A 12,098-nucleotide genomic window follows, 5' to 3' on the forward strand; every position below is an offset into this window, starting at 1 on the left:
TAAATGTAGTCCGCCTGAATTTTTCCCATGGCAAGGCGGAAGACCATATCGGTCGCGCCCAGTTGGTGCGTGATGTGGCTGCACAGCTGGGCTTGCCGGTCGCCATCATGGTCGATCTGCAAGGCCCGAAGATCCGCGTTGGCAAGTTTGAAAAGAACAAGATCAACCTGGAGCCCGGCCGCAGCTTTGTGCTTGATGCAGCATGCGAAATCGGCAATGAGGAGCGGGTCGGCTTGGACTACAAGGAGCTGCCGCGTGATGTGGAGCCTGGCGCGGTATTGCTGCTCGATGATGGTCGCCTGGTGCTCGATGTGGAAAGCGTGCAGGGCAGTGCCATTCATACCCGGGTGCGGGTGGGTGGGGTGCTCAGCAATAACAAGGGCATCAACCGCCAGGGTGGTGGTTTGTCGGCACCGGCGCTGACCGCCAAGGATATGGACGATATCAAGGTGGCGGCGCAGCTCGATGCCGACTACGTGGCGGTGTCCTTCCCCAAGAGCAGCGCCGATATGTATATGGCCCGCACCCTGATACATGCGGCCGGTAGCCGCGCCCAGGTGGTGGCGAAGATCGAGCGCACCGAGGCGATTGCCAATCTGGAAGAGCTGATCGATGCCTCGGATGTGATCATGGTGGCGCGCGGTGATCTGGCGGTGGAAGTGGGCGATGCGGCGGTGCCGGCCCTGCAAAAACGCATGATCCGGCTGGCGCGCGACAAGAACAAACTGACCATTACCGCCACCCAGATGATGGAATCGATGATCAGCAGCCCGGTGCCGACCCGTGCCGAGGTCAGCGATGTTGCCAATGCAGTACTCGATGGCACCGACGCGGTGATGTTGTCGGCCGAAACGGCGGCCGGCAAGTATCCGATCGAAACGGTGGAGGCCATGGCGCGGGTGTGTGTCGAGGCGGAAAAGTCGTCCGACTATCGTCTGGATCGCGATGTGCTCAATCGCGAATTCATCCGCGTCGATCAATCCATTGCCATGGCGGCCTTGTTTACCGCCAACCATCTCAAGGTGAAGGCGATTGTGGCGCTGACCCAGACCGGCGCCACCGCCCTGTGGACCAGCCGGGTCAATTGCGGGGTGCCGATTTACGCCATGACGCCGGAAGTGGGCACCTATCGCAAGCTTTCGCTATACCGCGATGTCTACCCGATGATGCTGGCCCACAATGGTGACCAGAAATCCCTGCTGGTGTCGGCTGAACTGACCCTGTTGCAACAAGGGCTGGTGCAGCCGGGCGATTTGCTGGTGGTGACGGTCGGCGATGCGGTCGGCCAGATGGGTTCGACCAATACCATGAAGATTGTACGGGTATCGGCCAAGGATTGAGGCAGCGCCGGCTACTGTTGTGCCCGGCTGCCGCCATTTTCCTAAAGACTGGCCAGTGCCACCCGGTTGCGGCCGGACTTGCGCGCCAGTTCCAGTGCAGCGGTGGCCGAGGCCAATAGTGCATGCCCACCGCCGATATGGCCAGGCTCGCTGGCGGCCACGCCAAAGCTGCCGGTGAGTGCCAGGGCAGGCTCGATCGGGTTGGGTTTGCGCTCCAGTCGTCCACGCAGGGTTTCGGCCAAGGTGGCCGCGCCTTCGGGCGTGGTATTGGGCAAGATGATGCAGAACTGATCGCCCGCCATGCGGCCTGCGGTGTCGGTATTGCGCAGCGACTGGCGCAACAGGCGGCCAACGCGTGCCAGCATGGCATCGCCACAATCGCGACCCAACTGGGCATTGATGTCATCGAGTTGATCGAGGCTGAACAGAACCAGCGCCATGCAAAGACCAAAGCGTTGTGCCCTGTCGTATTCTTCATCGATCTTGGCCAGCAACCAGGGACGGTTGGGCAGGCCGGTCAGGGTATCGAGCCGGGTAGCCCGCTCATTGTCCAGTAGCGCCGCTTCCAGGTGCCTGCGCTGCCGTCGCCATTCCACCAGTGCCGATGTCTGCTGCCCGAGCTGCAACAGCCAGTCGCGCTGCTCGGCATCGAGCAAGCGCGCGCGATGATCCAGCAGGCTGAGCACGCCGATTGGCTTGCCTTCCGGCGTGCGCACCGGCGTGGCGGCATACATGCGAAATCCATGGCCGCTGCGGGTGAGCGGATGCTGTGCGGTGCGCGGGTCGGCATGCAGGTCGGCGATATTCACCAACTCTTCTTCGCCGAGCGCCAGATCACCATAGGTACTGGCGCGTGGCAGCTGCATAAAGGGCAGGTAGTCGAGCGTGGCCTTGATCCACACCGTGTCGCGATCAATAAAGGCGACAAAGGCTTGCGGCACATCGCACAATTTGGCAGCAGCGCGCACGACAAAGTCAAAGTCGTGGTTTTCCGGCCCATCGAGCGAGCCGCTATCGTGCAGGGCGGCTACGCGCTGTGCTTCGGCATCGAAGAGTTCACTTGGATTCATGGCTTCCCCCAATCACAGGCAGGACCTGATGGCTGGCTGTTTTGATCTTGGACTGACGTACAGAGACTAGCGGGAAGCGCATGATTTTGCTGCGTCGAGCCGGTCGATTACGGGAAATCCATGATGCGCCGGGCTCGCTTTGCCGTTGTTTTTGCAACGCTCGCAGCCTGCCCCAGCACAAAAAAACAGCCGGCGCAGGGCCGGCTGTGTGGTGCGATGTGAACTACTTTTTTCTGACCGGCGGCAAGTCGGTGCAGCTTCCTTCGGCTGCCTCGGCCGCGAGGCCAATCGACTCGCCCAGCGTCGGGTGCGCGTGGATGGTCTTGCCGATATCGACTGCATCGGCGCCCATTTCGATGGCGAGGCAGATTTCACCGAGCATATCGCCGGCATGGGTGCCGACCATGGCACCGCCGATGATGCGATGGGTTTCCGCATCGAAAATCAGTTTGGTAAAGCCTTCATCGCGGCCATTGGCGATGGCGCGACCGCTGGCCGCCCACGGGAACACGCCTTTTTCGATCTTGATGCCTTGCTTCTTGGCTTCGTCCTCGGTCATGCCTACCCAGGCTACTTCCGGGTCGGTATAGGCTACGCCGGGGATGACGCGGGCGTCGAAGAAGGCCTTGTGGCCGGCGGCGTTCTCGGCCGCCACATGGCCCTCGTGCACCGCCTTGTGGGCCAGCATCGGCTGGCCGACCAGGTCGCCGATGGCAAAGATGTGCGGTACGTTGGTGCGCATCTGCTTGTCGACTTCGATAAAGCCGCGTTCGCTAACCGCCACGCCCGCCTTTTCGGCGCCGATCAGCTTGCCATTGGGCGCACGGCCAGCTGCTACCAGCACCATATCGTAGCGCTGCGGCTCCTTCGGCGCGCTGGCGCCCTCAAAGCTGACATAAATGCCGTCCGGCTTTGCTTCAACCGCCACGGTCTTGGTGTTCAGCATGATGTTGTCAAAGCGATGGGCATTCATCTTCTGCCACACCTTGACCAGATCACGATCGGCGCCTTGCATCAGGCCATCCATCATTTCCACCACGTCGAGCCGGGCGCCCAGGGTGGAATACACCGTGCCCATCTCCAGGCCGATAATGCCGCCGCCGATGATCAAGAGTTTTTTCGGCACTTCGCGCAGTTCCAGCGCACCGGTGGAATCGACAATGCGCGGGTCTTCCGGAATGAAGGGCAGTTTCACCACGCGCGAGCCAGCGGCAATGATGGCGTGCTTGAATTTGAGGACCTTCTTTTCGCCGGTCTTGTCCTGGCCCTCGCCAGCAGTCAGCTCGACCTCGACATGGTAAGGGTCGATAAAGCGACCGAGACCGCGCACCACCTCCACCTTGCGTGCCTTGGCCATGCCGGCGAGGCCGCCGGTCAGCTTGCCGATGACCTTTTCCTTGTAGCCGCGCAGGGCATCGAGGTCGATCTCCGGCTCGGCGAACTTGATGCCATTGGCAGCCAGATGTTTGACCTCGTCGATAACGGCGGCGTTGTGCAGCAAAGCCTTGGACGGGATGCAGCCGACATTGAGGCAGACGCCGCCAAGCGTGGCATAGCGCTCCACCAGCACGACCTTGAGGCCAAGATCGGCCGCGCGGAAGGCGGCCGAATAGCCACCGGGGCCGGCGCCAAGCACTAGCAGGTCGTAGTCGGCGTCGGCTGAGCCTTGGTACTGGCTCGCAGTGGCCGCGTTAGCTGAACCAGCCCCCTCTCCCCGGCCCTCTCCCGCAAGGGGAGAGGGGGCGGATGCCGGAGCGTTCACACTCCCTCCCCCTTGATGGGGGCGGGCTGGGGAGAGGGTGGGGCCAGAAGCGCTGGCCTCGATCAGCGCGATCACGCTGCCTTCGCTGATCTTGTCGCCGACCTTGATCTTCAGCTCTTTGATCACACCGCCGGCACTGGCCGGTACTTCCATGGTCGCCTTGTCGGTTTCCAGTGTCAGCAGCGAATCTTCCTTGGCGACGGTGTCACCGACCTTGACGAAGATTTCGATGACGTCCACATCTTTGTAGTCACCGATATCGGGGACTTTGAGTTCGATGGTGCTCATGCAATTCCTTTCGAGTGAAAGGTGAAACGTGAAAGGTGAAACGTGGCGTTCAGTCCATCACTGACGCAAACGTTTCACTTTTCACACGCCGCGTAGCGGCATCACGTTTCACGAATTCTCAAAGCATCAGCCGGCGAATGTCGCCGAGCACTTGTGACAGATAGGTGGTGAAGCGGGCTGCCGAGGCGCCGTCGATGACGCGGTGGTCGTAGCTCAGCGACAGCGGCAGCATCAGGCGCGGGGCGAATTCCTTGCCATCCCACACCGGCTTGATGCTCGACTTGGATACGCCGAGGATCGCCACTTCGGGTGCATTGACGATGGGTGTGAATGCCGTACCGCCAACCCCGCCGAGGCTGGAAATCGAGAAGCAGCCACCCTGCATCTCGGCTGGCAGCAGCTTGCCATCACGCGCCTTGGCCGCCAGTGCGCCGGTTTCGGTGGCGATGTCGATCAGGCTCTTCTTGTCGGCATCGCGTATTACCGGCACCACCAGGCCATTGGGCGTGTCGGCGGCAAAGCCGATATGGAAGTAGTGCTTGAGCACCAGGTTGTCGCCGTCGAGCGAGGCATTGAACTCGGGGAATTTCTTCAGCGCCGCCACCACTGCCTTGATGATAAAGGCCAGCGGCGTGAGCTTGAGATTCTGCTTCTTCAGCTCTTCGCCCATTTCCTTGCGGAAGGCTTCCATCTCGGTGATATCGGCTTCGTCGAACTGGGTGACGTGCGGAATCATCACCCAGTTGCGCGCCAGATTGGCACCGGAAATCTTCTTGATACGGCTGAGCGGCTTGCTTTCAACCGGGCCGAACTTGGCAAAGTCCACCTTGGGCCAGGGCAGCAGGTCGAGACCGGAACCATTGACTGGCGCGGCACCCGGTGCTGCAGCCGGGCTGCTCAGTACCGACTTGACGAAGGCTTGCACATCGCTGGCAATAATGCGGCCCTTGGGTCCTGAGCCCTTGACCCGGCCCAGATCGACGCCGAGTTCGCGGGCGAACTTGCGCACCGAAGGGCTGGCGTGTGCAGTTTTGAAGCCAGCCTCATCAACCTTGGCTGACGTTGGGGCTGGTGCGGCGATTGGGGCTGGCGCTGCTGCAGCAAGGGCCGGTGCTGGCGCAGCGGCGATCGCTGCAGCAGGCGCAGCTGCTGGCGTCGTAGCAGCTTCGCTGCCGGCGGTCGCCAAGGTCAGAATCAGCGTGCCTTCCGAGGCCTTGTCGCCCACCTTGATCGCCACGCTTTGCACCACGCCAGTGGCGGGCGAGGGGACTTCCATGCTGGCTTTGTCGGTTTCCAGGGTGATCAGCGAATCGTTGGCCTTGACGGTGTCGCCAGCCTTGACGAATACCTCGATCACATCGACGTCTTTGGAGTCGCCGATATCCGGTACCTTGACTTCGATGGTGGCGCTGGCGACAGCGGGTGCTGGCGCCGCGGCCGCAGGCGCAGGTGCGGCCGGAGCGGCGATTGGTGCGGAAATGGGTGCTGGGGCGGCAGCCGGTGCTGCGGCAACATCGCCAGCCTCAATCACTGCCACCACCACGCCTTCCGAGGCCTTGTCGCCGACTTTCAGGCGCACTTCCTTGACTACTCCGGCGGCATTGGCCGGCACTTCCATGGTGGCCTTGTCGGTTTCCAGGGTGATCAGGGAATCATCCTTCTTCACCACATCGCCGACCTTGACGAACACCTCGATGACATCGACATCCTTGTAGTCGCCGATGTCGGGTACTTTCAGTTCGATTTGATTGCTCATTTTCATCCTCCGTGAAACGTGATGCCGCTTCGCGGCGGTGAAATGTGAAACGTGGTGCAACACCACATTTCACCTTTCACGTTTCACTTTTCACAGGGTTTAGATAGTCCAAGGCGCCGGCTTGTTGCCGTCGATACCGTACTTGGCAATCGCTTCCGCCACCTTGGCGGCAGGGATCTTGCCGTCATCGGCCAGGGCCTTCAATGCGGCGATAGCGACGTAGTGACGGTTCACCTCGAAATGGCTGCGCAACTGCTCGCGGGTGTCGGAGCGGCCAAAGCCGTCGGTGCCAAGGACGACATAGCGGTTCGGCACATAGGCGCGGATCTGCTCGGCATAGAGGCGCATATAGTCGGTGGCGACCACCAGCGGCCCCTGCGTACCCTTCAGGCATTCGCTCACATAGGGCAGCTTGGGTGTGGCAGTCGGGTTGAGCAGATTGTGGCGCTCAGCCGCCTGGCCATCGCGGGCCAGCTCGGTGAAGCTCGGGCAAGACCAGATATCGGCCTGTACGCCCCAGTCGCTGCTCAGAAGCGCGGCGGCGGCAATCACCTCGGTGAGGATGGTGCCGGAGCCGGCCAGCTGCACGCGGATGTCGCCGGCGCCACCTGCCTTGAGCTGGTACATGCCCTTGATGATGCCGGCTTCGGCGCCGACCGGCATGGCCGGGTGCTCGTAGTTCTCGTTCATCAGGGTCAGGTAGTAGTAAACATCCTGCTGCTCGACATACATGCGGCGCATGCCGTCCTGGATGATCACGGCGACTTCGAAGCCGAAAGTCGGGTCGTAGCTGATGCAGTTGGGGATGGTGGCGGAGATCAGGTGCGAGTGACCATCCTCATGCTGCAGGCCTTCGCCATTCAGCGTGGTGCGGCCGGCGGTGCCGCCGAGCAGGAAGCCACGGGTACGCATATCGCCGGCGGCCCAGGCCAGATCGCCTACGCGCTGGAAGCCGAACATCGAGTAATAGATGTAGAACGGAATCATCGGCACGCCGTGCGTGCTGTAGCTGGTGCCGGCGGCAATCCAGTCGCTCATCGCGCCGGCTTCGTTGATGCCTTCCTGCAGGATCTGGCCGTCTTTCGATTCCTTGTAGAACATCAGCTGGTCGGCGTCTTGCGGCACATATTTCTGGCCTTCCTGGTTCCAGATGCCGACCTGGCGGAACAGGCCTTCCATGCCGAAGGTGCGCGATTCATCGGGCACGATGGGCACGATGTACTTGCCGATATTCTTGTCCTTCAGCAACTGGGTGAGCAGGCGCACAAAGGCCATGGTGGTGCTGTATTCGCGGCCTTCGCCCGAGCCCTTGAGCAAGGCATCGAAGGCCGATAACGCCGGCACCTCCAGCGAGTGCGATTTGGTACGGCGCTGCGGCAGATAGCCGCCCAGGGCCATGCGGTGCCCGCGCATATATTCGAGCTCGGCCGAGCCTTCTTCGAATTTGACGAAGGGTACCTTTTCAAGCTGGTCGTCCGGCACCGGAATGTCGAAGCGGTCGCGGAACTGCTTGATCGAATCGATATCGAGTTTCTTTTGCTGGTGGGTGATATTCATCGCCTCACCGGCCGAGCCCATGCCATAGCCCTTCACCGTCTTGGCCAGGATCACCGTGGGCTTATCAAGCGACTCGCTGGCAGCCTTGAAGGCGGCATAGATCTTGGCCGGGTCGTGGCCGCCGCGGTTCAGGTCCCAGATATCCTTGTCCGACCAGTCCTTGACCAGCTCCTTCAGTTCCGGGGTGTTGAAGAAGTGCTCGCGCACATAGGCGCCGTCGCGCGCCTTCATCACCTGGTATTCGCCGTCGACGATTTCCATCATGCGATGGGCAAGGATGCCCTTCTTGTCGCGGGCGAACAGGGCGTCCCACTTGGTGCCCCATACCAGCTTGATCACATTCCAGCCCGAGCCACGGAATTCGCCTTCCAGCTCCTGGATGATCTTGCCATTGCCACGCACCGGGCCGTCGAGCCGCTGCAGATTGCAGTTGATCACGAAGATCAGGTTATTGAGCTTTTCCCGGCCAGCCATGCCGATGGCGCCGAGCGACTCCGGCTCGTCCATCTCGCCATCGCCGCAGAATGCCCATACCTTGCGATTGCTGGTCTCGGCCAGGCCGCGGTCCTGCAGGTATTTCATGAAGCGGGCCTGGTAGATCGCCATCAAGGGGCCAAGGCCCATCGACACGGTGGGGAATTGCCAGAAGTCCGGCATCAGCCAGGGGTGCGGATAGCTCGACAGGCCCTTGCCGCCCACTTCCTGGCGGAAGTTGTTCATCTGCTCTTCGCTGATGCGGCCCAGCAGATAGGCGCGTGAATAGACGCCGGTTGCCACATGGCCCTGCACGAACACCAGGTCACCGCCATGGTTGTCGCTCGGTGCATGCCAGAAATGGTTGAAGCCGACGTCGTACAGGGTGGCGGCCGACGCAAACGAGGCGATATGGCCGCCGACATTGGTGTGCTTGTTGGCACGCACCACCATCGCCATGGCATTCCAGCGGGTGTAGGCGCGAATCTTGTGCTCGATGGTGGTGTCGCCGGGAAACTGCGGCTCCGAATCCACCGGAATGGTATTGATGTACTTGGTGGTGGCGCTGTACGGAATATTGGCGCCTTTTTCCGACGCTTCCTCGATCAGCTTCTCGATAATGAAATGGGCGCGTTCCGGGCCCAGATTGTCGATCACCCCATCGAGCGCTTCCAGCCATTCGCGGGTTTCAATCGGGTCCAGATCGTCTCCTGGGACCTTGCCGTGTTGTTCAGCCATCTTGGGTACCTTGTGGGTTTGTCGTTATGTCGAAATGCAGCAAGCCGTCAGCCGCGCCGGTCTGGCACTAGCCTGGCGGCGAGCGGGAATGGGAATGCGCGCAGTGCCAAAGCGGGGCACTGCGAGCGGAAATTCGGGCGCGCTGGTAGCAGGCCAGCGGCAGGGGGCTATACGCTTCAATGCAGTCTCGACGGCGCCGTGTGGCGCCTGGCTTGGGTAGTCGTGGGCCCTGAGGGCCTCTTCGAATGGCGGGCGGCTGGGCCCGCCTCAGGCAATGGCGCGCATCATAGGCGCGCCGTGTTACAGATCTTTCAGGATACCGGCGCGCTTTTGCTCGTATTCGGCGTCGGTAATCAGGCCGCTGGCATGCAGACGCTTGAGCAGTTGCAGGCGCTCTTCGGCCTTGCTGGCCGGTTGGGCAGGTAGCACGGCGGACGAGCTGGCAGCTGCAGGCGCGGCGGCCGGTGCGGTGCTGGCCCGTGGCGCTGGCAGCGACACCGGCGCTACCGGTGCAGCACTGGCAGCTGGCGTGGCTGCAGGCGCCGCTGCGCTGGCAGGTGCAAAGGTCAGGCTGGTCTTGACGCCGCTCGGTGTCACTACTGCATTGGCCAGGGCGGCAGAAATATTCAGGCGCAACCAGTCGGGGCGATTGTCGACATTGACCGCATCATTGCCGGCCACCAGCGCGCAGCCGAGGTTGCTCACCGGTTTGATGCGGCTGCCATGGTTCAATGGCTTGTACTTGCCGAAGTTCTGCTGGTAGCCGATATCCTGCTGCTCGACACAGCTGCCGATGATCAGGTTGAGCTGGCCGTTTTCCACAAACAGGCGGCCGGCATTCAGTACCCGTGGCACCAACAGGAAGTTGCCTGGGCGGTAGGAGCTGCCGAACTGGATATCGTCGGCACTGCTGGCGCGGGCAAATACCGGCACCAGACGCGGCGCCAGGCGCTCGATTTCATCCCGGCTGAAGTAAGGCGCCGGGTCTTTGCCCTGCTCCTTTTTGTAGAAATGGCCGAGCAGGTTGCTCAGTTGTTCGGCGTTGAAATTGACTGGATGCTGGTTGCTGGCGCTGGCGTTTTCCAGCCGCAGATAATCGTCGCCTTCTGACCAGGGTTTCAGGTCGGTAGCCCAGGCGCTGGCTGCCAGTACCAGACTTGCCGCCAAGAGGCTAAGGCGTGTTGTCAGACCATGCTGCATGCGTATCTCCAGTTTGTCGTGTGCGGCAAGCCGCCTTTATAACTCAAAGCCCAGCCTTGTGCATCGGGGCTTGGCGCCGCAGGCCAGGCCCGGCGGCCGGGTGGGCGCCGTCATGGTGCACGGCGCAGCATCGGTGAATGCGGCGGCATTTATTAGCAAGTAACTGATCTTGAACAGCTTTGCGCGCGGCAGGGTCGTGGCTTATTGGCCGCGCCGCAGAGCCTCGCGCACCCGCTGCATCAGCTGCAGGGTGGAGCCATCATGATCGCCGAACGGCGCATCGCCTTGCAGCTCGCTTTCTATCGTCTTTGCCAGCTGCTTGCCGAGCTCCACCCCCCATTGATCGAATGAATTCACCCCCCAGACCACGCCTTGTACGAATACCTTGTGCTCGTACAGCGCGATCAGGCTGCCCAGCGTGGCCGGGTCGAGCCGCTGCAGCAGCAGGGTATTGCTGGGTCGATTGCCGGTAAACACCTTGTGCGGCAGCAGGCTGGCGATCTGCGCGTCGTCGAGGCCCTGTGCCTGCAATTCGCGGCTGACCTCGGCGGCATTCTTGCCGCGCATCAGGGCTTCGCTCTGCGCCAGGAAGTTGGCCAGCAAAATCAAATTGTGGCCGGGCAAGGAGCGTGGGTTTTGCAGGGCGGCGATAAAGTCGATCGGCACCAGCTCGGTGCCCTGGTGCAGCAGCTGGTAATAAGCATGCTGTGCATTGATGCCGGGCTCGCCCCAGATCACGCCGCCGGTGTGGTAGTCCACCGCCGCGCCATCGAGCCGCACCGACTTGCCGTTCGATTCCATATCCAGCTGTTGCAGATAGGCGGGCAGGCGGTGCAGCGGCTGGTTATACGGTGAAATCAGCTGGGTGCTGGCACCCATGCCATTGATGTAGAACACGCCGAGCAAGGCCAAGGTTACCGGTAGGTTCTTGTCCAGCGGCGCGCTGGCGAAGTGCGCATCCATCGCCTGGGCGCCATCCAGCAGGGCACGAAACTGCGCCGGGCCAATTGCCATCAAGATGGGCAGGCCAATCGCCGACCACAGCGAGTAGCGCCCGCCTACCCAGTTCCAGAAGCCGAACATATTGGCCAGATCGATACCGAAGGCAGCAACCGCTTCGGCATTGGTCGACACCGCGACGAAATGGCGGGCGACGGCGCGCTCATCGCCGGCCGCTGCCACCAGCCAGGCGCGGGCGGCGCGGGCATTGCTGAGGGTTTCCTGGGTGGTAAAGGTCTTCGAGGCCACGATGAACAGGGTGGTAGCCGGGTCGAGCTTATCGAGCACATGGGCCAGCTGCCAGCCATCGACAGTGGAGACAAAGTGCATGCCAAGCTGCGGCGTGGCAAAGTCCTTGAGGGCTTCGCACACCATATACGGGCCGAGATCGGAGCCGCCGATGCCGATATTGACGACATCGGTGATGGTACGCCCATCAAAGCCTTGCCAGGCGCCGCTGCGCACCGACTCGGCAAAAGCATTCATGCGTTCGAGCACCGCATGCACTTGCGGCACCACATTCACGCCATCGACGCGGATATCGGCATGCTGTGGCGCCCGCAGCGCGGTATGCAGCACCGCCCGGCCCTCGGTGGCATTGATGGCCTCACCGGCGAGCATGGCCGCGCGACGCTGTTCCACACCGGTCGCGCGCGCCAATTCATAGAGTGCCGCCAGTGCCGCGTCGTCGATGCGGTTCTTGCTGTAGTCGAGGAAGATGCCACAGGCATCGAGGCTATAGCGTTTCGCGCGGTCAGGGTCGGCGGCAAAGGCGCCACGCAGGTCGATCGATTTGAGGCGGTTGGCCTCAGCCAGCATATGCTGCCAGGCGGGTAGGGCGGTGAGCGCAGTCATGGATGTCTTGTTGCTCGCATTCAATATTCGGAACCGGAAAAATCTCGCGCCAGTCAGCG

At 61.8% G+C, this 12,098-nt stretch carries 7 protein-coding genes; 1 reads left to right on the forward strand and 6 read right to left on the reverse strand.

Features of this window, described 5'->3' with window-relative positions; all coding sequences use genetic code 11:
* The coding region (gene pyk / locus ACE3OH_RS12550) for a pyruvate kinase (protein ID WP_374353034.1) at window positions 1-1,340 on the forward strand (1,340 nt) is incomplete at its 5' end.
* 41 nt (window positions 1,341-1,381) lie between these two features.
* On the opposite strand, the gene ACE3OH_RS12555 is transcribed toward pyk, so the two are convergent.
* The 6 genes from ACE3OH_RS12555 to pgi form a co-directional block, all read right to left on the reverse strand.
* Window positions 1,382-2,410 (reverse strand): diguanylate cyclase domain-containing protein, encoded by a 1,029-nt coding sequence (locus tag ACE3OH_RS12555; protein WP_374353038.1) that lies wholly within the window; start codon window positions 2,408-2,410, stop codon window positions 1,382-1,384.
* A 223-nt stretch (window positions 2,411-2,633) separates the two neighbouring features.
* On the reverse strand, window positions 2,634-4,460 hold the full coding sequence (gene lpdA / locus ACE3OH_RS12560; RefSeq protein ID WP_374353041.1) for a dihydrolipoyl dehydrogenase: 1,827 nt from the start codon (window positions 4,458-4,460) through the stop codon (window positions 2,634-2,636).
* Window positions 4,461-4,578: 118 nt separating this feature from the next.
* On the reverse strand, window positions 4,579-6,216 hold the full coding sequence (gene aceF, locus ACE3OH_RS12565) for a dihydrolipoyllysine-residue acetyltransferase (protein ID WP_374353044.1): 1,638 nt from the start codon (window positions 6,214-6,216) through the stop codon (window positions 4,579-4,581).
* 99 nt (window positions 6,217-6,315) lie between these two features.
* A complete protein-coding gene (gene aceE, locus ACE3OH_RS12570; protein WP_374353047.1) occupies window positions 6,316-8,985 on the reverse strand; it encodes a pyruvate dehydrogenase (acetyl-transferring), homodimeric type in 2,670 nt (889 codons plus the stop codon).
* Between the two features lie 300 nt (window positions 8,986-9,285).
* Entirely contained in the window at window positions 9,286-10,185 is a 900-nt protein-coding gene (locus tag ACE3OH_RS12575) for an SHOCT domain-containing protein (protein WP_374353050.1), read from the reverse strand.
* 201 nt (window positions 10,186-10,386) lie between these two features.
* A complete protein-coding gene (gene pgi / locus ACE3OH_RS12580) occupies window positions 10,387-12,039 on the reverse strand; it encodes a glucose-6-phosphate isomerase (protein WP_374353054.1) in 1,653 nt (550 codons plus the stop codon).
* Between the last annotated feature and the right edge of the window lie 59 nt (window positions 12,040-12,098).

Source organism: Chitinimonas sp., assembly GCF_041904975.1.
In the GTDB taxonomy this organism is placed as follows: Bacteria; Pseudomonadota; Gammaproteobacteria; order Burkholderiales; family Chitinimonadaceae; genus Chitinimonas.

Bases quoted from the DNA above. Each gene is read 5' to 3' on its own strand.
- ACE3OH_RS12555 (WP_374353038.1), bottom strand. From the start codon at position 2,410: ATGAATCCAAGTGAACTCTTCGATGCCGAAGCACAGCGCGTAGCCGCC.
- lpdA (WP_374353041.1), bottom strand. From the start codon at position 4,460: ATGAGCACCATCGAACTCAAAGTCCCCGATATCGGTGACTACAAAGAT.
- aceF (WP_374353044.1), bottom strand. From the start codon at position 6,216: ATGAGCAATCAAATCGAACTGAAAGTACCCGACATCGGCGACTACAAG.
- aceE (WP_374353047.1), bottom strand. From the start codon at position 8,985: ATGGCTGAACAACACGGCAAGGTCCCAGGAGACGATCTGGACCCGATT.
- ACE3OH_RS12575 (WP_374353050.1), bottom strand. From the start codon at position 10,185: ATGCAGCATGGTCTGACAACACGCCTTAGCCTCTTGGCGGCAAGTCTG.
- pgi (WP_374353054.1), bottom strand. From the start codon at position 12,039: ATGACTGCGCTCACCGCCCTACCCGCCTGGCAGCATATGCTGGCTGAG.